We start from the raw sequence: 23,426 nt of genomic DNA, 5'->3' as shown, positions 1-23,426 counted from the left end.
CAGCCGCAGCGTCAGGCGAGCCTGAACTTGGGCAGTGTGACCTCGTCGGTCACCGCATCGAACTGCACCGCCACGCGCTGGCCGATGCGCACCGCGTCGACGTTGTCGGTGACGATGTTGGTCATCATGCGCGCCCCTTCGTCAAGGTCGATGACCGCCACCACGTAGGGTGCGTCGGCCTTGAACGCCGGGCCGGCCGGCCGGCGCGCGACCGTGAAGCTGTAGATGCTGCCGGTGCCGCGCGCGTCGGACCATTCCAGCGCGTCTGAGTGGCAATGCGGGCACAGCGCGCGCGGGTAGAAATGGTGGCGGCCGCAGTCGCGGCAATGCTTCAGGATCAGCCGGTTTTCCTTCAGCGCCGACCAGTAGGGCGCGCTTTCCGGGTCGACGGTGGGCAGGGGCTTTTCGTACATGGTGGTCGTCGCTTGAAAAGATCAGCGGGTCGAAAGAATGCAGGTGGCGCCGCTGGACAGCATCCCGCCGGTGCCGTGCACCAGCGCGGTGACGGCGTCCTTGATCTGGCGCTCGCCGCATTCGCCGCGCAGCTGGCGCACCGCTTCGATCAGCAGGAAGATGCCGTACATGCCCGGGTGCGCATACGACAGCCCGCCGCCGTTGGTGTTGAGCGGGAACGCGCCGCTGGGTGCGGTGCGCTGGCCCGAGACGAACGCGCCGCCCTCGCCACGCTTGCAGAAGCCGAGCGCTTCGAGCGTCATCAGCACGGTGATGGTGAAAGAGTCGTAGACCTCGACCACGTCGATCGCGTCGTGGCCGATGCCGGCCCTCGCGAAGGCCTCGCGCCCGGCCACTTCGGCGGCGGTCAGGCGCGCCAGATCGGGCATTGCAGCCGTGGTCCAGTGGCTGTGCGATTCGCCGTAGCCGCGCAAATGCACTGCCTTGCGGCCCAGCGCCTTGGCGTGCGCGGCGGTGGTCATCACGATCGCGCCGCCGCCGTCGGTGACGAGGCAGGCGTCGAGCAGGTGCAGCGGGTCCGCGATCATCGGGCTCTTGAGCACATCGTCGATCGACAGCGGCCCGCGCATCGTGGCGGCCGGGTTCAGCGCGGCCCACTTGCGCGTCGCCACCGCGATCTCGGCCAGGTGTTCCGGGGTCGTGCCGAACTCGTGCATGTGGCGCATCGCCGCCATCGCATAACCGCCGATCGGCGTCGGCGCGCCCCAGGGCGTCTCGTACTGCATCGTCAGCACCGACGGCCGCCCGGCCAGGTTGCGGCTGACCTCGCTGCGCTGCAGGCTGCCGTAGGTGATCAGCGCGACCTCGCAACGCCCGGCCTCGATCGCGGTGGCGGCATGCGCGACGTGGGCCTCGAAGGCCGAGCCGCCGATGTTGGTGCTGTCGGTGTAGCGCGGCACCAAGCCCAGGTATTCGGACAAGGTCACGCTCGGCAGCAGGCCCGGCCCGGGGTTGCCCCAGAGGCCGGCGGTCAGCAGGCCATCGACCTCGCGCATCGGAATGCCGGCATCGGCCAGCGCGTCGCGCGCCGCCAGCGCCTGCATCTGCAGCACCGACATCGGGGTCAGCACCTTGCCGTCTTTCAACGGCACGTCGGCGACGCCGACGATCACCGCCTCAGGTTTACTCATTGCAGTCGAACTCCATCACAATACAAGATTCCCGAACAAGCGTTAGGCCGAACGATATGCCTCAAACCGATTCACTTCAAGACCGGATTGCCCTTGTGACCGGCGCCACCGCCTTCATCGGGCGTGCCGTGGCGCACGAACTGGCGCGGCGTGGTGCTCGCGTGGTCGTCAACGGCCGCAATGCCGACAGCGGCGGCGCCGTGGTCGAAGAGATCACCGCCGCCGGCGGCCGGGCTGAATTCGAGGCCGCCGACCTCACCGACCGCAGCGCCGTGCAGGCGATGGTCGCGCGCATCGTCGAGCGCCATGGCCGGCTCGACGTGCTGGTGGCCAGCGGCGCCGGGGCCAGCAGCGATTCGCTCGCCTTCAAGCTGTTCGCCGAGATGGAGGGCGCCGATTTCGACGCCTACATCCGCTCGCACTGGCTGACGCGCGCCTACGCGATCCAGGCCGCTGCGGCGGCGATGCGCACGCAGCGCCACGGCAAGATCGTCGCGATCGGCACCGACGCCGGGCGCGTGGCGACAGTGGGCGAATCGTTCATCGGCGGCGCCACCGGCGGCATGATGCAGATGTGCCGCGTGCTGGCGCGCGAACTGGGCCGCGACGGCATCCGCATCAATGCGGTGGCGATGAGCTACATCTGGGACGCCGAACCGCGCTGGGGTGGCGGCTCGCCGGCGCTGGCCGGCGCGCACGGCCAGGGCATGATCGAGAACCTGCGCAAGCGCATGCTGTTCCCGGTGCGTTGCAAGGACATCGCGCAGGCTGCGGCATTCTTCGCCGGGCCGGAGTCCGACGCGATCACCGGCCAGACGCTCAGCGTCAACGGCGGCCTGAGCACACCGGGCTGACATCGTCAGGTGCCGGCGTGCGCGGCCTTCACGGCCGCGCGATCGAGACTGCCGGCCGGATTGCGCGGCAAGGCGGCCACGAAGACCACATGCTTGGGCTTCTTGTAGCGGGCGATGCGCTGGCCGACGAATTCGATCAGGGCCTCGGCCGCCAAGCTCTGGCCCGGCTTCAGCACGCACACCGCCTTGACCGCCTCGCCCCACTGCGCGTCGGGCACGCCGAACACGATCGCCTCGGCCAGCGCGGGGTGTTCGAGTAGCGCGCGCTCAACCTCGGCGGGATAAACGTTCTCGCCGCCCGGCTTGATCAGTTCCTTGGCCGGCGAGCGGCCGGCGTACCAGAGGTAGCCATCGGCGTCGAAGCGGCCCATGTCGCCGGTGTGGTGCCAGCCGCCGCGGAAGGTGAAGGCGTTGTCTTCGTCGCAGCCCCAGTAGCCGCTGAAGACCATCGGCCCACGCACCACGATCTCGCCGGTGCCGCCCGCGGGCACCGGCTGGTCCAGGTCGTCGACGATCGCCACCGTGTGCTGGGCGACGGGTCGGCCGGCGCTGCCAGGCCGCTCGGCGTAGCGCGCGGTGGATACCGAACCCGAGGTCTCGGTCTGGCCGTAGGCGACCCAGAAGTTGGCATGCGGACAGGCCGCCGCGAAGCGGGCCAGGGTTTCCGGCGCGTCGATCCCGGTGACCACGCGCAGGCGCGCGAGCTTTGAGCCGGCCTCGGCCGCCGCGTCGAGCAACGCGCCCAGCATCGGCGGAAACGAACCCATCACGCTGCCACCCTGTTCGTCGATCAGTGCGACCAACGCCTTCGGGTCGAAGCGCGGCAGCACGATCGTCGAGCCGCCGGCCACCTGCAGCGCCAGCGTGTAGCCGATGCCGGCCAAGTGGAACAGCGGCAGCGCACCGAGCTGCACGTCGTCGGGCGTCAGGTTCCAGGCCTGCTGCGACTTGGCCGCGGCGGTGAGCAGGCCGCGGTGCGACAGCAACGCGCCGCGCGGGCGCCCGCCGACAGCGGCGGTGTGGACGATGGCCAGGCCGGCGCTGTCGTCGATGGCGGCCGCGGCCATCGGCGCATCGACATACAAGTCGGCGACGGCGCGCCAGGACGCATCCGAAGCCGGCCCGAGGCTGTACGCCAGCGCGGTCGTGCGCACCGACTCGGGCGCGAGCGCGTGCAGCTCCGGCGCGGCGATCAGGACGCGCGGCGTGGTGTCTTGCAGCACATACGCGACCTCGTCGGCCGAGAGCCGCCAGTTGACCGGCACGACGATCGCGCCCAGCCGCGCCGCCGCGCCGAACAGATCGACGTACTCCTGACCATTGTGGGCCAGGATCGCGACCCGGTCGCCGATGCCGACGCCCAGGCCGGCCAGGCCGGCGGCCAAGCGGGCGACTCGAACCGCGTATTGCGCGTGCGTGACCCGCTGCGCGCCGCTGACGAAGGCCGTGCGGCTGCCGTACAGCCAGGCATTGCGCTCGATCTGGTCATGCAGGGTGAAGGATCTGAGGCTCACGGTTCGGGTGCTCCGGTGACCGGCCCTGCGGCCGGGGTGGAAGAAGGCATCACGTCGCCGAGAAAGTCGATCACGCTGGCGGTGAAGGCGTCGTTGGCGTCACCGGCCACCATGTGCCCGGCCCCCGGCAGGTTGACGAAGCGCGCGTGCGAGAAGGTCTGGCGGAACGCGGCGGCGCCAGCCTCGCTGATCACGTCGCTGCGCCCCCCGCGCACCAGCAGCAGCGGCCCGCCGTATTGCTCCAGGGCGCGCTCGAAGAATGCCGGATCGTTGCGGTGGTTGTGGTTCTCGTCGTTCATCAGGCGCTGGTCCCAGTGCCAGGCCCAGCGTCCAGCGGCGTTCAAGCGCAGGTTCTTCTGCAGCCCGCGGTGATGCCCGACGACGGCCCGGCCGCGGTAGGCCGCGATGTGACGGGCAGCGTCGTCGAGTGTGGCGAAACCTTCCGGGTGCGCGCGCATGAAGTCCACGATGCGGTCCACGCCCTTGGCCTCGATGCGTGGCGCGATGTCGACCAGCGCCAGCGCCGCGATCGGCGGTGCGTCGCTGCGCGCAACCATCGCCATGCCGATCATGCCGCCCAGCGATGCACCGACCAGGGCCAGCCGTGGGCTGCCGAGGTCGCGGCAGAAGCGGGCCATGTCGCGCGACAGGGTTTCGATGCGGTAGTCGCCGTCGACCGACCACGCCGTGTCGCCGTGTCCGGGCAGGTCGAGCGCGATCGAGCGCCAGCCGGCCCGCGCCAGCGCCTTCGCGGTGCCGCCCCAAGCATGGCGGGTCTGGCCGCCGCCGTGCAGCAGCAGGACCGTGGGCGCGTCCGCGGGGCCGGCGATATCCGCGACCCACGCACCACCGTCGAAACCCGCGAATTCACGCCGTTCGGAAGCGACCGCCATTGCCGTCACGTCGCGACGCCCGGCTTGACGTCGCGCTCGAAGTCGGCCGTTGCGGCGTTCTGCATCCAGCTCTGGTAGTTGGGATAGATGCGCTGGAAGGCTTCCAGCATCTCCTCGCGCGGCACGTCGGGATAGGAACCCCGGTCCTGGATGTACTCCATGTGGCGCCGGCCGCGGGTGTCGAACTCGTGGAAGATCGAATCGGCACGGCCGTCGAATTCCAGCGGCTTGACCCCGGCCTTCTCGCACAGGCTCAGGTTGAAGGCCGGCGTGGCCTTCAACCAGCGGCCATCGATGAGCAATTCGGTGTAGCCGTGGTAGGCGAACACGTCGCAATTCATCATCTCGCGAAGACGCGGGCTGGTCAGGTGATTGCGCACATCGGCGAATCCCAGGCGCGACGGCAGGCCCAGCACGCGCGCGGCCGCCGCCAGCAAGGTGGCCTTCGGGACGCAGAAGCCGCGCCCGCTTTCAACCACCTGGCTTGCCTTGAGCCCGACTTCGGACATGTCGAAGTGGTACGGGTCGTAGCGGAAGCCGTCGCGTACTGCGTAGTACAGCTTGACGCCGATGTCGCGCGGCGACATCGACGCGTCGGCATGCGAACGGGCAAACGCCTGCACCGCGGGATGGTCGCTGTCGGCGAAGCGTCCCGGCACCAAATAGGGCGTCAGGTCATCGGCTCGGGTCGCCTCAGCGGTTTGCTCGTTCATCGTGTGCTCCAGCAGGCGGCAAGATTGGGACAGCGTTCGGAGCGGCAAGCCGGCCCGCGCCCACGTGGGCGGGGAAACCCTTGTCCCGTCGAACACCACGAAACCATCAAACGACTATACCATCGAACATACGTTAGTTAGATACAGGCTCCCTGTCCATCATGAGTATCGCCCCCCCTTTTCCGACCCTGCTCTCGCCCCTCGAACTCGGCGCCCACACGGTGCGCAACCGCACCCTGATGGGATCCATGCACACCGGCCTCGATGGGCTCGAACGCGGTGTCGAGCGCTTGGCCGCGTTCTACGCGGAGCGCGCGCGCGGCGGCGCCGGTCTGATCGTCACCGGCGGCTACGCCATGAACCTGGAGGCCTTGCTGGACGATCACGGCCCGCAGCTGATCACGCCCGCGCAGGCCGATGAGTTGCGACCGATTCCACAGGCGGTGCACGCCGCGGGCGGCAAGATCATTCTGCAGGTCTTGCACACCGGCCGCTACGGCAAGACGGCGCAGCTGGTGGGTGCGTCCAACATCCCCTCGCCGATCAATCGCCGCGTCCCTCGCGCGCTGAGCACCGTCGAGGTCTGGCAAGCCATCGAGGACTACGTTCACTGCGCCGAGCTGGCGATGCGCGCCGGCTTCGACGGCGTCGAGGTGATGGCCTCCGAGGGTTACTTCATCAACCAGTTCGCCGTGACGCGCACCAACAATCGCCGCGACGAGTTCGGCGGCAGCGCAGAGAACCGGCATCGCCTCGCGGTCGAGATCGTGCGCCGCACGCGCGAGCGCCTTGGGCCGCAGGCGCTGCTGATGTACCGCATCTCGGCGCTCGACCTGGTCGAAGGCGGCGCCCCGGCGCACGAGATCATCGCGCTGGCGCAGGCCGTCGAGGCGGCCGGGGCCGACGTCATCAACACCGGCTTCGGCTGGCACGAGGCCCGCGTTCCGACGATCGCCTACGTCGTGCCGCGCGCGGCCTTCCGTTTCGCCGCGGCACGCATCAAGCGCGCGGTGTCGATCCCGGTGATCGTCTCCAACCGCATCAACACGCCCGAGGTGGCCGAGGAGATCCTCGCCGGCGGCGACGCCGACATGGTGTCGATGGCCCGGCCCTTCCTGGCCGACTCCGACTTCGTGCTCAAGGCTGCCGCGGGCCGGCCCGACACCATCAACACCTGCATCGCCTGCAACCAGGCTTGCCTGGACTTCATCTTCACCAATCGCCCGACCTCGTGCCTGGTTAACCCGCGCGCCGGCCGCGAGCTGGAGTTCGCCGAGATGCCCGCCAGCACGCGCAAGCGCCGCGTCGCGGTGATCGGCGCCGGCGCGGCCGGGCTGGCCTGCGCCGTGACCGCTTCTGAACGCGGCCACAGCGTGTCGCTGTACGAAGCCGCTCCCGCGATCGGCGGCCAGCTCAACCTGGCCCGTGCCGTGCCGGGCAAGGAGGAATTCCACGAACTGGTGCGCTACTTCGGCGCCCGCGTCGAGCAGCAAGGCATCGCGCTGCACCTGGGCACCCGGCCCGGCGCGGCCGAGCTGGCGGCGGCCGGATTCGACCGCATCGTCGTGGCCACCGGCGTGCGCCCGCGCCACCCGCAGATCCAGGGCATCGACCACCCCAAGGTCGTCGGCTACGCCGAACTGCTCTCTGGCCGCAAGCAGGCCGGCCGGCGCGTTGCCGTCATCGGTGCAGGAGGCATCGGCTTCGATGTCGCGGAGTATCTGCTGCACGAGGTTGTCCCGAACGGTGCGGCGAACGGCGCCGAAGCGGGCGCGGACGTGGTCGGCGAATTCTTCGCCGAGTGGGGCGTGGACACCGCGCTCGACGTTCCCGGCAGCCTGAAACCGCAACAGGCACCTGCGACCGTTCGCACGGTCACACTGTTGCAGCGCAAGCCCGAGAAGCCGGGCCGCACGCTCGGCCTGTCCACCGGCTGGGCGCTGCGCGCCCGGCTCGAGCAGCGCGGCTTGCAGACCCTGTCGGGCTGCAGCTACGAGCGCATCGACGATGCCGGGCTGCACCTGCGCGTCAACGGCGAGGCCCGCCTGCTCGAGGTCGACACGGTCGTGATCTGCGCCGGCCAGGACTCCGAGAACACGCTCGCCGCGGAACTGCGCGGCCACGGCATCGAACCCGAGATCATCGGCGGCGCCGAAGTGGCGGCCGAGCTCGACGCGCTGCGCGCCATCGATCAGGGCACGCGTCTGGCGATGACCTTTTGAGGACTGAGACGATGGACTTCAGCGAGAACCGAGAACACGAAAGCATCCGCGAGGCGATCGGCCGCGTTTGCGCCAACTTCGGTGACGACTACTGGCTGCAGCGCGACCGCGACGGCGGCTTTCCGCACGAGCTCTACAACGCGCTGGCCGAAGGCGGCTGGCTCGGCATCTGCATGCCGCAGGAATACGGCGGCAGCGGCATGGGCATCGCCGAAGCCACCGTGATGATGACCGCGATCGCGCGCTCCGGCGCCGGGTTGTCGGGTGCGTCGGCGGTGCACATGAACATCTTCGGACTGCAGCCGGTCGTCGTGTTCGGCAGCGACGCGCAGAAGCGCCGCATGCTGCCGCCGCTGATCGCCGGCCAGGAGAAAGCCTGCTTCGCGGTCACCGAGCCGAACACCGGGCTGAACACGACCAAGCTCAAGACCCGCGCCGAGCGCAGCGGCGACCACTACATCCTGTCTGGCCAGAAGGTCTGGATTTCGACCGCGCAAGTGGCCAAGAAGATGCTGATCCTGGCCCGCACCACGCCGACCGAGGAGTGCACCAAGCCGACCCTGGGCCTGAGCCTGTTCTACACCGACCTCGACCGCCAGTTCGTCGAGGTGCGCGAGATCGAGAAGATGGGCCGCAAGGCGGTCGACTCGAACCAGCTCTTCATCGACGGCTTGCGCGTGCCGGTCGAAGACCGCATCGGCGAGGAGGGCCGCGGCTTCGAGTACATCCTGCATGGCATGAACCCCGAGCGCATCCTGATCGCCGGCGAGGCGGTGGGCCTGGGCCAGGCGGCGCTCGACCGCGCCGTCAAATACGCGAACGAACGCATCGTCTTCGACCGCCCGATCGGCCAGAACCAGGCGATCCAGCACCCGCTGGCGCAGTCATGGATGGAGCTCGAGGCGGCCTGGCTGATGGCGATGCGCGGCGCCTGGAAGTACGACCAGAAGCTGAACTGCGCCGCCGACGCGAACGCCGCCAAGTACATGGCCGCTGAGGCTGGCTTCAACGCCTGCCAGCGCGCGATGGCCACGCTCGGCGGCTTCGGCTACGCCAAGGAATACCAGGTCGAGCGCTACCTGCGCGAGATGCTCATCCCGCGCGTCGCGCCGATCAGCCCGCAGCTGATCCTGTGCTTCATCGCCGAGAAGGTGCTGGGCCTGCCCAAGTCCTATTGACTCCTCAACCGAACCTGCCCATTCCTCCATGTCTGCCGTCATCTCCGATCCTGACCGTTTGCAGCAGCTCGACATGCTGCGCTCGAGTGCCCTCGCCTTCACTGTCAAGGAGTCGCCGCTGTCGCGCGCCCGTGCGCTGCGGGCCAAACCGCCGGGCTTCGATTTGCGTTTCTGGGACGCCCTCGCGTCACAGGGCTGGACCGGGCTGCTGGTGCCCGAATCGGCGGGCGGCTACGGCCAGGGCTTCGCCGAGATGGCCGAGGTGACGACTGCGCTCGCCGGGCAGGTGGCGCCCGAGCCGGTGACACCGGTGCTGGTCTTCGCCGGCCGCGTGCTGCAGGCCTGTGCCCGCAACGAGACGGCGCAGCAGCTGCTGGCCGAGCTGGCGCAGGGCCGCGCGCTGCCCGCGGTGGCGTGGCAGGAGGACACCTCGGGCGCAGCCGGCTTCGACGCGGTGGGCGGTCTGGCCGAACCGGCGACGGTGTGCGCTCGTCAGGGCCAGAGCCTGACGCTGCGCGGCGGCAAGCGCCATGTGCGGCCCGGCGCCGCCGCCACCGGTTACATCGTCAGCGCGTCGTCCACCGAGGGGCTGGTGCTGGTCTGGGTGCCGGCGCAGAGCAGCGGCCTGACCAAGACCAGCGAGCGCCTCGCCGACGGCACTTACGCGGCGCGTCTGGCCTTCGACAGCATCGAACTGCCGGCCAGCCACCTGCTGGCCGCCGGCGCGTCGGCCGAGACCGCCCTGGCCGGTGCGTACGACGAAGCGCTGGTGTTCACCGGCGTCGAGCTGCTCGCGGTGTCGCGCCGCATGCTCGCGATGACGCTGGAGTATCTGCGCACACGCAAGCAGTTCGGCAAGCTGATCGGCAGCTTCCAGAGCCTGCAGCACCGGGCGGTGGACATGCTGATCCAGCAGGAGTTGAGCGACGCCGTGGTCGCGCAGGCGATCGCGGAGCTTGACCGTGGCTGCGGCGGCGATGAGCGCGCGCTGCTGGCCGCGCGCGTCAAGTCGCGCTGCTCGGAAGCCGCGTTGATGATCGGGCGGGAATCGGTGCAACTGCACGGTGCCATCGGCGTCACCGATGACTGCGACCTGGGCCTGTACCTGCAGCGGGCGCTGGTGTTGTCGGCCTGGCTCGGCAATGCCAGGATGCAGCGGGGCCGGTTCGCGTCAATGAGCCGGCAGCTCGCCCCAACAGCGGAGGCGACGGCATGAGCACGGACTGGAACGCGCTCAACACCGAGACCTTCCGCGCGAAGGTGCGCGACTTCTTCGAGCGCGAGTATCCGCAGGAACTGCGCTACCCGAAGCGGCGCCTGCGCTGGGCCGAGATCCGCGACTGGACGCTGAAGCTCGCGGACCACGGCTGGCTCGCCCCGAGCTGGCCGACGCGCTACGGCGGCATGGGCCTGGCGCCGGAGAAGCTGATCGCCTTCATCGAGGAGCAAGAGCGCCACGGTGTCGCACGCGCGCCCGACATGGGCATCTCGATGGTCGGCCCGCTGCTGATCCAGCACGGCAGCGATGCGCAACGCGTGCAGTACCTGCCGCGCATCCTGTCGTGCGAGAACATCTGGTGCCAGGGTTACTCGGAACCGAATTCCGGCTCCGACCTGGCCAGCCTGCGCACCGAAGCGGTCGAGGACGGCGACGATTTCATCGTCAACGGCCAGAAGACCTGGACCACGCTGGCGCAGGACGCCACGCACATCTTCCTGCTTGTGCGCACCGACAAGACCGCGAAGAAGCAGGAAGGCATCAGCTTCCTGCTCGCCGACATGAAAACGCCGGGCATCACGGTGCGGCCGATCCGCAACATCGCCGGCCACGAAGACTTCTGCGAAGTGTTCCTCGAGAACGTGCGCGTACCGCGCAGCCAGCGCGTCGGCGAGCTCAACAAGGGCTGGACCATCGCCAAGGCGCTGCTCAGCTTCGAGCGCATCTTCCTCGGCAGCCCGAAGCAGAGCCAGTACGCACTGGCCCGGGTGCGCGAGGCGGCCGAACTGCTGGGCCTGTTCGATGACGCGGTTTTCACCGACCGCTACACCCAGCTCGCGCTCGACGTCGCCGATCTCGGCACGCTCTACACGCGCTTCGTCGAGCAGGTCAAGCGCGGCGAGACGCTCGGACCCGATGTGTCGATGCTCAAGATCTTCGCCACCGAGACCTACTCGCGCCTGGCCAACCTGCTGGTCGACGTGGCCGGCTCGAGCGGCGGCACGCCCGGCGACATCGACCTCGACGGCAACCACATCGACGTGCTGACCACGTTCTACAACGCCCGCCCCGCCACGATCTACGGTGGCAGCAACGAGATCCAGCGCAACATCCTGGCCACCAACGTGCTGCAGCTGACGGCCTGACGCGGCGCGCGCCATTTCCCATTCCATACCGAAGGAGTTTTCACGCATGCACAAAGGAACAATGCTGCAAGGCAAGGTCGCGGTCGTCACCGGGTCGGGCCGCGGCATCGGCCGCGACATCGCGCTGCAGATGGCCGCCCAGGGGGCGAAGATCGTCGTCAACGACATCGGCGCCTCGGTCAGCGGCGAAGGCAACGACGCCAGCCCGGGCCAGCAGGTGGTCGACGAGATCAAGGCGGCAGGCGGCGAGGCCGCGCTGAGCACCGACAGCGTGTCGGAGTGGACGTCCGCGAACCGCATCATCCAGTGCGCCGCCGACACCTTCGGCCGCATCGACATCGTCGTCAACAACGCCGGCATCCTGCGCGATCGCATGTTCTTCATGATGTCGGTCGAGGAGTGGAAGGCGGTGATCGACGTGCACCTGAACGGCTGCTTCTACGTATCGCGCGCCGCAGCGCCGCATTTCAAGACACAGCAGTCGGGCGCCTATGTGCACATGACCTCGACTTCGGGCCTGATCGGCAACCTGGGCCAGGCCAACTACGGCGCGGCGAAGCTCGGCATCGTCGCGCTTTCGCGCTCGATCGCCGGCGACATGAAGCGCTACAACGTGCGCTCCAACTGCATCTCGCCGTTCGCCTGGAGCCGCATGATCGGCGCGATCCCCACCGACACGCCCGACCAGCAGGCGCGTGTGGCCAAGCTGAAAAAGCTCGACACCGCGCAGATCGCGCCGATGGCCGCCTTCCTCGCCAGCGACGCGGCGGCCGAGGTCACCGCACAGATCTTCGCGGTGCGCGGCAACGAGATCTTCCTGATGAGCCAGCCGCGGCCGGTGCGCGGCATGCACACCTCGGAAGGCTGGACGCCCGAGACCATCGCCGAGCGCGTGTTGCCGGCGATGAAGCAAAACTTCTTCCCGCTCGAGAGCTCGAACATCGTGTTCTCCTGGGACCCGGTCTGAGGCCGAGCGCCATGGCGATCGACTACGACAAACTGATGGCCTGGCCGTTTGAGGACGTGCGCCATCGCTACACCCCGCGCGACACGATGCTCTATGCGCTCGGCTTGGGACTGGGCGCCGACCCGACCGACGAGGGCGAACTGCGCTACGTCTACGAGAAGGATCTGGTCGCGTTGCCGACGCTGCCGGTCGTGCTCGGCTACCCCGGCATGTGGCTCAGGGACCCGGCCACCGGCGTTGATGCGGTGCGGCTGGTGCATGGCGAGCAGAGCCTGACGATTCACCGCCACCCGGCGCCCGAGGGCGAGGTGATCGGCCGCACCCGGGTCACCGGCATCGTCGACAAGGGCACCGGCAAGGGCGCGCTCATCTACACCGAGCGCCGCATCACCGACGCCGCGAGTGGCGAGCCGATCGCGACGCTCGGCTCCACCACCTTCTGCCGCGCCGACGGTGGCTTCGGCGGGCCGACCGGACCGGCCAAGCCGGTGCACGAGTTGCCGACGCGCGCGCCTGACCACGTCGTCGATCGCAAGACCCCGGCCGGCATGGCCCTGATCTATCGCCTGTCGGGCGACTACAACCCGCTGCATGCCGAGCCCGCCCTGGCCCGCGCCGCAGGTTTCGAACGCCCCATCCTGCACGGCCTGGCCACCTACGGCATCGCCGGCTGGGCGCTCACCCAAGCGGCCAGCGCGGGTGACCCCGCGCGCATCGCCTCGATCGAAACGCGCTTCTCGTCACCGGTCTATCCTGGCGAGACGATCCGCACCGAAGTCTGGCTCGACGGCAGCGTCGTGTCGTTCCGGGCGCGTGTCGTCGAGCGTGATGTCGTCGTGCTCAACAACGGCCGGGCCACACTGCGCTGAGCCGCAGACCTATCTTCCATATTTTCAACAGGACTCCAGCATGAACTACTCCGACTTCCAGTTCCTCCAATTCGACCACAAGCCCAACGGCATCCTGCTGATCACGATCAACCGGCCGGAAGTGATGAACGCCACCAACGCGCGGCTGCACTGGGAGCTGACGAAGGTGTGGGGCGTGGCCAACGACGACGCGAAGACCAAGGTGGTGGTCATCACCGGCGCCGGCGACAAGGCGTTCTCGGCCGGCGGCGATCTGAGCTGGGTGACCGACATGGTCGGCAACCCCGCAGCCATCGGCAACGTGATGAACGAGGCCTCCGACATCGTCTACAACGTGATGGCCTGCGAGAAGCCGGTGATCTCTGCAATCAATGGCGTGGCCGTCGGCGCGGGTCTTGCGGTGGCGATGATGGCAGACATCAGCATCATTGCCGAGGAAGCGAAGATCACCGACGGCCACGTCAAGCTCGGCGTGGCCGCCGGCGACCATGCCGCGATCTGCTGGCCGCTGCTGTGCGGCATGGCCAAGGCCAAGTACTACCTGATGACGGCCGAGTTCGTCTCCGGCAAGGAGGCCGAGCGCATCGGCCTGGTGAGCCTTTGCGTGCCCCGCGCGCAGCTGATGGACAAGGCGATGGAAGTGGCCAACAAGCTCGCCTCGGGCAGCCAGCAGGCGATCCGCTTCACGAAGCGCTCGCTCAACGGGTGGATGCACATGGCGCGGCCGATCTTCGAGAGCTCGCTGGCCATGGAGATGCTGTGCTTCTTTGGCGACGACGTGAAGGAAGGCGTGGCCGCGGTGCGCGAGAAGCGCCCAGCGAACTTCCCGTCGGCCAAGGTCTGAGCCCACCACGGCATCGCATCACTTCACAGGAGTAGCGCATGGATTTCGAGCTCACCCAAGAACAGCGGATGATCTACGAGTACGGCGACCGCGTGTCGCAACGCTTCGACCACAAGTACTGGAAAGCCTACGCCGAAAAGAGCGAACCGCCGGCCGAGCTGTACAAGCAGATCACCGACGACGGTTTCCTCGGCATCATGGTGCCCGAGGCCTACGGCGGTGCCGGCCAAGGCATGACCGAGATGCTGCTGTTCATGGAGGGGCTCGCCAACAACGGCATCCCGCTGCTGAACCTGGTGGTCGGCCCCACCATGACCATGGGCCTGCTGGCCAAGCACGCCAGCGAGACCATGAAGCGCCGCCTGCTGCCGGGCGGATGCGCCGGCGACATCAAGTTCTGTTTCGCCATCACCGAGCCCAACGCCGGTTCGAACTCGATGGAGATCACCACCACCGCGAAACCGGACGGCAAGGGCGGCTTCCGTCTGACCGGACAGAAGGTCTTCATCACGGACGCGAACCGCGCCGACTACGCGATGGTCATCACACGCACCACGCCGCGCTCGGACGTGAAGAAGAAGACCGACGGCTTCACGATCTTCATGGTCGACATGAAGAAAAAGGGCATCAGCATGACGCTGATCCCGGTTGCGTTCCCAGTACCCGAGACGCAGTGGCAGGTGTTCTTCGACGACGTGCCGCTGACGGAGGACGATGTGCTCGGTGAGGTGAACAAGGGCTTCGGCATCCTGTTCGACACGCTCAACCCGGAGCGCATCATCCTGTCGGGAATGTGCACCGGGATCGGCCGCTTCGCGCTGAAGAAGGCGGTGGCCTACGCCAACGAGCGCAAGCTGTTCAACAACACACCGATCGGTGCCTACCAGGGCGTGCAGCATCCGCTGGCAATCGCACGCAGCGAGATCGAGATGGCCTCGTTGATGGCACTGAAGGCGGCATGGGCGTTCGATCGGGGCCAGCCGGCGGGCGAGTTCGCCAACATCGCCAAGTACGCCGGTGCCGAGGCCGGCATTCACGCCGTCGATGCCGCCATTCAGACGCACGGCGGCAACGGATTCACGAAGGAATACGGGATCTACGACCTGTATGGCCTGGTACGGCTGTTGCGCACGGCGCCGTTGAACCGCGAGATGGTTCTGAACTACATCGCCGAGCATGTGATGGGCCTGCCGCGCTCGTACTGAACCGGCACTCCGTCCACCGCGTCTGCCTCCACCGGCATCGGCGCGTCGCGTGGCCGGGAAACGCGCCCGGTCAATCATGGATGAGAGGGAGATAAAAGATGTCTGTTTCGCGCCGCCAATTCGCGTTGGCGCTCGCCACCGTCGGCCCTGCCCTGCTGGCCGCGCGCGAGACCGCCGCTCAGGATCCCTACCCGGGCAAGCCGGTGCGCTTCATCGTGCCGTTCGCTGCCGGTGGCCCGGCCGACATCGTCAGCCGCATGATGGGTTCGCGCCTGCAGGAGCAGCTTGGCCAGCCCGTGGTGATCGACAACATCCCCGGCGCCGGCAGCACGCTCGGCGTCGCGCGCCTGAGCAAGCTGCCCGCCGACGGCTACGCGATCGGCTTCGCCCACACTGGCTCGCTCGGCATCAGCCCGCACCTGTACAAGAACGTCGGCTACGACCCGGTGCGCGACCTGACGCCGATCGCGCGCCTGTGCGACTACGTCAACCTGCTCGTGGTCAATGCCAGCAGCCCGTTCCGCACGCTGGACGAGTTGCTGGCCGCGGCTCGAGCCAAGCCCGGATCGTTGAGCTACGGCTCGGCCGGCATCGGGTCATCGAACCACCTGTCGGGCGAACTGCTGGCGATCAAGGCCAGCGTGACGATGACCCACGTGCCTTACCGCGGCAGCGCGCTGGCAATGAACGACCTTCTCGGCGGTGGGCTGCAGTTCATGTTCGACGCGCCCAACACCTCCACACCGCACCTGCGCGCCGGCAAGCTGCGCGCCCTCGGAACCACCGGCCGCAAGCGGCATCGCCTGTTTCCCGACCTGCCGGCCATCGCCGAAAGCGTGCCGGGCTACGAGTTCAGCGGCTGGATGGGCCTGATGGCACCGGCCGGCCTGCCGAAGCCGATCCAGCAGCGCCTCGTGGCCGAGACCGAGAAAGCCTTGGCGACGCCGGGCACCGGCGATCGCCTCAGCGCACTCGGCCTGGACGTCAACTTCGGCGGGCCCGACGAGGTCGCGCGCGCCATCGTCGCCGACCTGGCCCTGTGGGGCCCGCTGATCAAATCGCTCGGCGTGCAGGTCGAGTGAGTCCGACCGACGACCGCCGCCCACGACCCGCAACGCCGATGCCCGACACCGCCGTTCCGCTGATCCTCGAAGCCCGCAAGCTCAGCAAGGAGTTCAAGGGCTTCCTGGCGGTCGACGCCGTCGACCTCGGCGTTCGCCGCGGAAGCATCCATGCGCTGATCGGCCCCAACGGCGCTGGCAAGACGACGATGTTCAACCTGCTGACGCGCTTTCTCAGCCCGACACGCGGCAGCATTCGCTTCAATGACCAGGACATCACCACGCTGCGCCCGGACGTCGTCGCGCGGCGCGGCTTGGTGCGCTCTTTCCAGATCTCCGCAGTGTTCCCGCACCTGACGGTGCTCGACAACGTGCGAGTCGCGCTGCAGAACAGGCTCGGCAACTCCTACCGCTTCTGGCGTTCCGAGAGTTCGCTGCGCAGCCTGAACGCGAGGGCCGTCGATCTGCTGGAACAGGTCGACCTCGCCGGCCATGCCGGTGCGGTGGCCGCCGATCTGTCGTACGGGCGCAAGCGCGCGCTCGAACTGGCGACGACGCTGGCGATGGACCCCGAACTGCTGCTGCTGGACGAGCCAACCTCCGGCATGGGCCATGAAGACGTCGGGCGCGTCATCGCGCTGATCCGCAAGGTTGCCGTCAACCGCACCGTGCTGATGGTGGAGCACAACCTGCGCATGGTCGCCGACCTGTCGGACACGATCACCGTGCTGCAGCGCGGCAGCGTGCTGGCGGAAGGCTCGTACGACGAGCTGTCGCGCGACGCGCGGGTTCGCAGCGCCTACATGGGCACCAAGGCATGACGGCCCTCACCAGCACATCGGGGCCGGCGATGCAGGTGACCAACCTGCATGCGCATTACGGCGAGACCCACATCCTGCACGGCATGGACTTCACGGTCGAGCGCGGCCAGGTCGTCTGCCTGCTGGGCCGCAACGGCGCCGGCCGCACGACCACGCTGAAAGCGGTGCTCGGGCTGGTCGGCAGCCGCAGCGGCTCGATCAGGATCAACGGGCACGAGACGATCCGCCTGCCGACCGAACGCATCGCGCGGCTGGGCATCGGCTACTGCCCCGAAGAGCGCGGCATCTTCAGCAGCCTGACGGCCGAAGAGAACCTGCTGCTGCCGCCGACGATCGGCCCCGGCGGCATGTCGCTCGACGAAATATACGAGATGTTTCCGAACCTGCGCGAGCGGCGCAAGAGCCAAGGCACGCGGCTGTCCGGCGGCGAGCAGCAGATGCTGGCGCTGGCGCGCATCCTGCGCACCGGCGCGCAACTGCTGCTGCTCGACGAGATCACCGAGGGCCTGGCGCCGGTCATCGTCGAAGCACTGGGGCACGCGATCGAGCGCCTCAAGGCGCGCGGCCTGACCCTCGTGCTGGTGGAGCAGAACTTCCGCTTCGTCGAGGAGCTCGCGGACCGCTACTACATCGTCGAGCACGGGCGCATCGTCGAGACCGTCGAGCGCGCCGAACTGGATTCGAAGGCCGCGCTCATCGAGCGGCACCTGGGTGTTTGAAGCAATGGAGACAGGCATGAACGCAAAGCTCAAGAAACTCGTCGGCGCACTCGTGGTCGCCACCTGCCTGGCAGCGCCAGGCGTCGCGCAGACCGCGAAGATCTCGGACGGCGTCATCAAGATCGGCGTCATGACCGACCTCAGCGGCATCTACTCCGACCTCGCCGGGCCCGGTGCGGTGCTCGCCGCCAGGATGGCGGTCGATGACTTCGGCGGCAAGGTGAACGGCGTGCCGATCGAGGTCGTCGTCGCCGACATGGTCAACAAGCCGGATGTGGCCTCCAGCATCGCGCGCAAGTGGCTGGAGCAGGACAAGGTCGACGTCATCGTCGACCTGCCGATGTCGGCGGCGGCGCTGGCGGTCGCCAAGATCGTCAAGGAGAAGGACAGGATCCTGCTGGTGTCGAGCGGTGGTACGAACCGGCTGACGAACGAGGACTGCACCGACCGCACCGTCCACTGGACCTACGACACCTACGCGTTGGCCAACGGCACCGCGCGCACGCTGACGCAGGAAGGCGCCAACAGCTGGTTCTTCATCACGCCCGACTACGCCTTCGGCACGTCGATGGAAAAGGACGCCAGCGAGGCGATTCGCGCCGCCGGCGGCAAGGTCGTGGGTTCCGTGCGCCACCCCTTCCCCGGCAGCGACTTCTCGGCCTTCCTGCTTCAGGCGCAAGCCTCCGGCGCGAAGGTGGTGGGTCTGAACAATGCTTCGAATGACCTGGTGACCTCGATCAAGCAGGCGAACGAATTCGGCATCAGCCCGAAGCAGCGCGTCGCCGCGATGATCATGATGATGACCGACATCCACGCGATGGGCCTGAAGACAACCCAGGGCATGGTCTACACGGACGGCTTCTACTGGGACCTGAACCCCGAGACCCGGGCCTGGAGCAAGCGTTTCTTCGAACGCCACAAGCGCATGCCGACGATGATCCAGGCCGGCGTGTATTCAGCTGTCAACCACTACCTGCTCGCGATCAAGGCGACCGGCACCGACGATGCCGGCAACGTGATGAAGCAGATGAAGGCGACGCCGGTGAACGACTTCTTCGCCAAGAACGGCCGCATCCGCGAGGACGGCCGGATGGTCCACGACATGTACCTCGTGCAGGTCAAGACCCCGGCCGAATCGAAGGTGCCCTGGGACTACCTCAAGGTGCTGAAGGTCATCCCGGGCGATCAGGCCTTCCTGCCCCCGGCCAAGAGTGCCTGCCCGCTGCTGAAGAAGTAGCGTCATCCGGCGAAGACACCCTGTCCCGCACGCCCTTCCCGAACCAGGACATACCCCCATGCACCACCTCCGAAGCATTTCAGTCATGCTGACCGTTGCGCTGGCATCGACGACCGCGCTGTCCCAGGACAAGATCTCGGGCGGCGTCGTGAAGATCGGCGTGATGAACGATCTCACCGGCCCGTATTCCGATCTGGCCGGCACCAAGTCGGTCGACGCCGCGAAGATGGCGGTCGAGGACTTCGGCGGCAAGGTGCTCGGCAAGCCGATCCAGGTCGTCGCGGCCGATCACCAGAACAAGGCCGATGTCGCGTCGGCCCGCGCGCGCGAGTGGTTCGAGCGCGACAACGTCGACGTCATCGTCGACCTCGTCAACTCGTCGACGGCACTGGCTGTCTCGAAGATCGCGCGCGACGCCAACAAGCTGGTGCTGGTGTCCGGCGGCGGGACCACGCGGCTGACCAACGAGGACTGCAATCCGAACACCATCCACTGGACCTACGACACCTACTCGCTGGCCAACGGCACCGCCCGCGCGATGGTCAAGCAGGGGCTGGACAGCTGGTACTTCATCACCGCCGACTACGCCTTCGGGCAATCGCTCGAGAAGGACGCGACGGCGGTCATCAAGGAAGGCGGCGGCAAGGTGCTGGGCAGTGTGCGTCATCCGCTGGGCAGCACCGACCTGTCCTCGTACCTGCTGCAGGCCCAGGCCTCGGGCGCGAAGGTGATCGGCATGGCCAACGCCGGACCGGACATGAACAACACCGTCAAGCAGGCCACCGAGTTCGGCGTGGTTCCGAAGCAGTCGCTCGCGGCGCTGCTGATCTTCGTCGACGAGGTCCACGCGATGGGCCTGAAGGTCACGCAGGGCATGTACCTGACGACCGGCTTCTACTGGGACACGAACGCCGAGACAAGGGCGTGGAGCAAACGCTTCTTCGAGCGAAACAAGCGCATGCCGAACATGGTGCATGCGGGCGTCTATTCGAGCGTGATGCACTATTTGAAGGCGATTCAGGCCGCGGGCACGGACGAAACCGCCGCGGTGACGGCGAAGATGCGGGAACAGCGGGTCAACGATTTCTTCGCCACGAACGGCCGGGTTCGCGCCGACGGCCGCATGCTGCACGACATGTACCTGATGCAGGTGAAGAAGCCGGCCGAGTCCAGGTACCCCTGGGACTACTACACCGTGCGCCAGGTGATCCCGGCCGACCAGGCCTTCCTGCCCGCCGACAAGAGCGTGTGCCCGTTGTTGAAGAAGTAGAGGCAGACCACCGTGTTTGAATGGTTGGGCGTCACGCCGCAGGGGCTCTTCGGGCAGATCCTGATCGGCCTCATCAACGGCTCTTTCTACGCCATCCTGAGCCTCGGGCTGGCGATCATCTTCGGCCTGCTCAACATCGTGAACTTCACGCACGGCGCGCAGTACATGATGGGGGCGTTCGTCGCGTGGAGCGCGGCCAACTACCTCGGCGTCGGCTACTGGTGGTCGCTGCTTCTAGCGCCGCTGGTCGTCGGCGTCGTCGGCATCGCGCTCGAAATGTTGCTGCTGCGGCGCCTGTACAAATCGGACCACGTCTACGGCCTGCTGCTCACCTTCGGGCTGGCGCTGATCATCGAAGGCGGCTTCCGGCAGGGCTTCGGCATCTCGGGCGAGCGCTACGAGATTCCCGAGCAACTGCTGGGTGCCACCAACCTCGGCTTCATGGTGCTGCCGAACTACCGCGCCTGGGTCGTGCTCGCTTCGGCCACGCTGTGCCTGGCCACCTGGGCGCTGATCGAGCGCACACGGCTCGGCGCCTACCTGCGTGCCGGCACAGAGAACCCGAACCTGCTGCGGGCCTTCGGCGTCAACGTCCCCCTGCTCGTGACGCTGACCTACGGATTCGGCGCCGCGCTGGCGGGGCTGGCCGGGGTGCTGGCGGCGCCGATCTTCCAGGTCAACCCGACGATGGGGTCGAACCTGCTGATCGTCGTGTTCGCGGTTGTCGTGGTCGGCGGGCTGGGCTCGATCATCGGCTCGATCGTCACCGGCATCGGCCTCGGCCTGGTCGAAGGCCTGACCAAGGTGTTCTACCCCGAAGGGTCGGCGGTGGTGATCTTCGTCGCGATGGCGGTGGTGCTGCTGCTGCGCCCGCACGGTCTGTTCGGCAAGGAGAAATGAACATGGCCTGGAGCAGAGACAAGACAGGCCTGGTCGTGCTGCTGGCGATCGGGCTGGTCGCGCCTTTGGTCGTCTACCCGATCTTCCTGATGAAGGCGCTGTGTTTCGCGCTGTTCGCGTGCGCGCTGAACCTGCTGCTCGGCTATGCCGGCCTGCTGTCGTTCGGCCACGCCGCCTTTTTCGGGGGAGCCGGGTACGTGACCGGCTATGTGATGACGGTGCTGCACTGGCCGGTCGAGGCGAGCATCGCAGCCGGCACGCTGTTCGGCCTGGTGCTGGGCGTCGCCTTCGGCGGCCTCGCGATCCGGCGCCAGGGCCTGTACTTCACGATGGTGACGCTCGCGCTGGCGCAGATGGTGTTCTTCCTGTGCCTGCAGATCAAGGCGACCGGCGGCGAGGACGGCCTGCAGGGCATCCCTCGCGGCATGCTGTTCGGTGCCATCGACCTGAACAAGTCGCTGAACCTGTACTACCTGGTGCTCGCGGTCTTCCTGGCCGGCTTCGTCTTCATCTACCGCGTCGTGCACTCGCCGTTCGGCAATGTGCTGAAGGCGATCCGCGAAAACGAAACGCGCGCCATCTCGCTCGGCTACAACGCCGAGCGCCACAAGCTGGTGGCGTTCATCCTCTCGGCCGGGCTGGCCGGACTGGCCGGCGCCACCAAGTCGGTGGTGTTCCAGCTCGCGTCGCTGACCGACGTGCACTGGTCGATGTCGGGCGAGGTCGTGCTGATGACCCTGGTCGGCGGCATGGGCACGCTGTTCGGCCCGGTGGTCGGCGCCCTCTTCGTGGTCTCGCTCGACCACCTGCTCGCGCCGTTCGGCTCCTGGTTCACTGTCGTGATGGGCGTGATCTTCGTGGCCTGCGTGCTGCTCTTCAAGAAGGGCATCGTCGGCTCGCTGCGCTGGCCATCGCGCCCCGCGCGGCCCACCGCGGGCGGCGTGCTGCCGGCGGTCACTTCAGGAAAAACCACATGAGTTCCACCGTCGTTTCATCGGCGCGCCGCGGCGCGTCCTTCGGTCTCACCGACGACGACCGCGCCGTGCTCGAAGCCGCCGACCGTTTCGCGCGCAAGGAACTCGCGCCGCTGTCGCGCCGCATGGACGACGAGGAGTGGTGGCCGCCCGAGGCCTTCGCCAAGATCGGCGCGGCCGGCTTCATGGGTGCGACCGTGCCACCCGAGTACGGCGGCGCCGGCATGGACTTGTTCAGCTCAGGGCTGGTCTGCCAGGCCTTTGCGCGCTGGAACCCGGCCATGGCCCTGTCCTGGGCCGCGCACGACAACCTGTGCGTCAACAACATCTTCCGCAATGCCAGCGAAGCGCAGCGCCGCCAGTACCTGCCGGGCCTGTGCAACGGCACCCAGATCGGCGCGCTCGGCCTGACCGAGCCCGGCGCCGGCTCCGACGCGCTGGGCAGCATGCGCACCACCGCGCGCCGCGACGGCGACCACTTCGTGCTCAACGGCGGCAAGCTCTACATCACCAACGGCCCGGTCGCCGATGTGCTGCTGGTCTATGCCAAGACCGCGCCCGAGCGCGGCGCCAAGGGCATCTCGGCGTTCATCGTCGAGAAGAACTTCCCGGGTTTCAAGGTCGCGCAAAAGCTCGTCAAGATGGGCTTTCGCGGCAGCCAAACCGGCGAGCTCGTGTTCGAGGACTGCCGTGTGCCGGCCGCCAACCTCGTGGGCGCCGAGAACGAAGGCGTGAAGATCGTGATGAGCGGGCTCGATCTCGAGCGCGCGATCGCGGGGCAGATCTGTGTCGGCATCTGCGAGCGTGCGTTGCAACTGAGCGTCGAGTTCGCCAAGACCCGCGTGCAGTTCGGCAAGCCGATCGGCAGCTTCCAGATGGTGCAGGCGCTGCTGGCCGAGATGTACACCGAAACCGAGGCGATGAAAACGTTCGTCTGGCGCACCCTGGCCGAGGTCAACGAACTCGAGATCGGCGGCGGCGGCCGCGGCGAGGCCCACAAGCTCACCGCCGCGTCGATCCTGTTCGCCGGCGAGGCCTGCAACCGCGTGCTGAACAAGGCCCTGCAGGTTCACGGCGGCGGCGGCTACATCTGGGAGTCCGAGATCAACCGCCTGTTCCGCTGCATCAAGATCCTCGAGATCGGCGCCGGCACCTCCGAGGTGCGCAAGATGATCATCGCCCAAGAGCTACTCAGAGGCTGATGCTGCAACCAAACC

22 protein-coding genes are annotated in these 23,426 nt (G+C 67.8%); 17 read left to right on the top strand and 5 right to left on the bottom strand.

The genetic code is table 11. From position 1 onward, the window contains the following. Positions 1-11: 11 nt before the first annotated feature. The gene (locus AC30PD_RS23955; RefSeq protein ID WP_448169568.1) at positions 12-413 is read right to left on the bottom strand and encodes a Zn-ribbon domain-containing OB-fold protein; all 402 of its coding nucleotides are present in this window, start codon (positions 411-413) and stop codon (positions 12-14) included. Positions 414-434: 21 nt separating this feature from the next. After that, positions 435-1,604, bottom strand: coding sequence for an acetyl-CoA acetyltransferase (locus tag AC30PD_RS23950; RefSeq protein WP_489538202.1), 1,170 nt, complete (start codon positions 1,602-1,604; stop codon positions 435-437). 95 nt (positions 1,605-1,699) lie between these two features. Here AC30PD_RS23950 and AC30PD_RS23945 point away from each other — a divergent pair, with 95 nt between their 5' ends. After that, positions 1,700-2,458 carry an SDR family NAD(P)-dependent oxidoreductase gene (locus AC30PD_RS23945; protein WP_489538201.1) on the top strand — a complete coding sequence of 253 codons (759 nt, stop codon included), beginning with the start codon at positions 1,700-1,702 and terminating at the stop codon, positions 2,456-2,458. Positions 2,459-2,463: 5 nt separating this feature from the next. On the opposite strand, the gene AC30PD_RS23940 is transcribed toward AC30PD_RS23945, so the two are convergent. Genes AC30PD_RS23940 through AC30PD_RS23930 form a run of 3 tightly spaced genes read right to left on the bottom strand, consistent with a single transcriptional unit; the run spans position 2,464 to position 5,578 of the window. Continuing rightward, the gene (locus tag AC30PD_RS23940; protein ID WP_489538200.1) at positions 2,464-3,972 is read right to left on the bottom strand and encodes an AMP-binding protein; all 1,509 of its coding nucleotides are present in this window, start codon (positions 3,970-3,972) and stop codon (positions 2,464-2,466) included. After that, positions 3,969-4,865, bottom strand: coding sequence for an alpha/beta fold hydrolase (locus tag AC30PD_RS23935; RefSeq protein ID WP_489538199.1), 897 nt, complete (start codon positions 4,863-4,865; stop codon positions 3,969-3,971). Before AC30PD_RS23935 ends, AC30PD_RS23940 begins: the two co-directional genes overlap by 4 nt. 5 nt (positions 4,866-4,870) lie before the next feature. After that, the gene (locus tag AC30PD_RS23930) at positions 4,871-5,578 is read right to left on the bottom strand and encodes a transglutaminase-like domain-containing protein (RefSeq protein ID WP_448169573.1); all 708 of its coding nucleotides are present in this window, start codon (positions 5,576-5,578) and stop codon (positions 4,871-4,873) included. Between the two features lie 161 nt (positions 5,579-5,739). Between AC30PD_RS23930 and AC30PD_RS23925 the strand changes: the two genes are divergently transcribed. The 16 genes from AC30PD_RS23925 (at position 5,740) to AC30PD_RS23850 (ending at position 23,411) form a co-directional block, all read left to right on the top strand. After that, complete coding sequence (locus tag AC30PD_RS23925) at positions 5,740-7,800, top strand: oxidoreductase (protein ID WP_489538198.1); 2,061 nt, start codon at positions 5,740-5,742, stop codon at positions 7,798-7,800. A gap of 11 nt (positions 7,801-7,811) precedes the next feature. After that, positions 7,812-8,978, top strand: a complete 1,167-nt coding sequence (locus AC30PD_RS23920; protein ID WP_489538197.1) for an acyl-CoA dehydrogenase family protein — start codon at positions 7,812-7,814, stop codon at positions 8,976-8,978. Positions 8,979-9,006: 28 nt separating this feature from the next. Further along, positions 9,007-10,194, top strand: coding sequence for an acyl-CoA dehydrogenase family protein (locus tag AC30PD_RS23915; protein ID WP_489538196.1), 1,188 nt, complete (start codon positions 9,007-9,009; stop codon positions 10,192-10,194). Then, the gene (locus AC30PD_RS23910; protein WP_489538195.1) at positions 10,191-11,342 is read left to right on the top strand and encodes an acyl-CoA dehydrogenase family protein; all 1,152 of its coding nucleotides are present in this window, start codon (positions 10,191-10,193) and stop codon (positions 11,340-11,342) included. Before AC30PD_RS23915 ends, AC30PD_RS23910 begins: the two co-directional genes overlap by 4 nt. Positions 11,343-11,388: 46 nt before the next feature. Beyond that, entirely contained in the window at positions 11,389-12,309 is a 921-nt protein-coding gene (locus AC30PD_RS23905) for an SDR family oxidoreductase (RefSeq protein ID WP_489538194.1), read from the top strand. 11 nt (positions 12,310-12,320) lie between these two features. Beyond that, a complete protein-coding gene (locus AC30PD_RS23900; protein WP_448169579.1) occupies positions 12,321-13,178 on the top strand; it encodes a MaoC/PaaZ C-terminal domain-containing protein in 858 nt (285 codons plus the stop codon). A 40-nt stretch (positions 13,179-13,218) separates the two neighbouring features. Further along, a complete protein-coding gene (locus AC30PD_RS23895; RefSeq protein WP_448169580.1) occupies positions 13,219-14,022 on the top strand; it encodes an enoyl-CoA hydratase/isomerase family protein in 804 nt (267 codons plus the stop codon). A 38-nt stretch (positions 14,023-14,060) separates the two neighbouring features. Further along, positions 14,061-15,227, top strand: coding sequence for an acyl-CoA dehydrogenase family protein (locus tag AC30PD_RS23890; RefSeq protein WP_489538193.1), 1,167 nt, complete (start codon positions 14,061-14,063; stop codon positions 15,225-15,227). Positions 15,228-15,325: 98 nt separating this feature from the next. Then, a complete protein-coding gene (locus AC30PD_RS23885; RefSeq protein WP_448169582.1) occupies positions 15,326-16,309 on the top strand; it encodes a Bug family tripartite tricarboxylate transporter substrate binding protein in 984 nt (327 codons plus the stop codon). A 38-nt stretch (positions 16,310-16,347) separates the two neighbouring features. Then, complete coding sequence (locus AC30PD_RS23880; RefSeq protein WP_448169583.1) at positions 16,348-17,109, top strand: ABC transporter ATP-binding protein; 762 nt, start codon at positions 16,348-16,350, stop codon at positions 17,107-17,109. Beyond that, positions 17,106-17,828 carry an ABC transporter ATP-binding protein gene (locus AC30PD_RS23875; protein ID WP_448169584.1) on the top strand — a complete coding sequence of 241 codons (723 nt, stop codon included), beginning with the start codon at positions 17,106-17,108 and terminating at the stop codon, positions 17,826-17,828. The genes AC30PD_RS23880 and AC30PD_RS23875 overlap by 4 nt, the downstream gene beginning before the upstream one ends. 16 nt (positions 17,829-17,844) lie before the next feature. Beyond that, on the top strand, positions 17,845-19,065 hold the full coding sequence (locus AC30PD_RS23870; protein ID WP_448169585.1) for an ABC transporter substrate-binding protein: 1,221 nt from the start codon (positions 17,845-17,847) through the stop codon (positions 19,063-19,065). Positions 19,066-19,150: 85 nt separating this feature from the next. Continuing rightward, positions 19,151-20,335: an ABC transporter substrate-binding protein gene (locus tag AC30PD_RS23865; protein ID WP_489538192.1), complete on the top strand. Its 1,185-nt coding sequence runs from the start codon at positions 19,151-19,153 to the stop codon at positions 20,333-20,335. 12 nt (positions 20,336-20,347) lie between these two features. Then, on the top strand, positions 20,348-21,235 hold the full coding sequence (locus AC30PD_RS23860; RefSeq protein WP_448169586.1) for a branched-chain amino acid ABC transporter permease: 888 nt from the start codon (positions 20,348-20,350) through the stop codon (positions 21,233-21,235). Further along, entirely contained in the window at positions 21,232-22,212 is a 981-nt protein-coding gene (locus AC30PD_RS23855; RefSeq protein WP_489538191.1) for a branched-chain amino acid ABC transporter permease, read from the top strand. The genes AC30PD_RS23860 and AC30PD_RS23855 overlap by 4 nt, the downstream gene beginning before the upstream one ends. Continuing rightward, entirely contained in the window at positions 22,209-23,411 is a 1,203-nt protein-coding gene (locus tag AC30PD_RS23850) for an acyl-CoA dehydrogenase family protein (RefSeq protein WP_489538190.1), read from the top strand. The genes AC30PD_RS23855 and AC30PD_RS23850 overlap by 4 nt, the downstream gene beginning before the upstream one ends. The last annotated feature ends 15 nt before the right edge of the window (positions 23,412-23,426 follow it).

The organism is Rhizobacter sp., assembly GCF_032229685.1.
In the GTDB taxonomy this organism is placed as follows: Bacteria; Pseudomonadota; Gammaproteobacteria; order Burkholderiales; family Burkholderiaceae_C; genus LMDS01.
The sequence above is the reverse complement of the archived record's forward strand: the minus strand, read 5'-3'. Positions and strand labels throughout refer to the sequence as shown.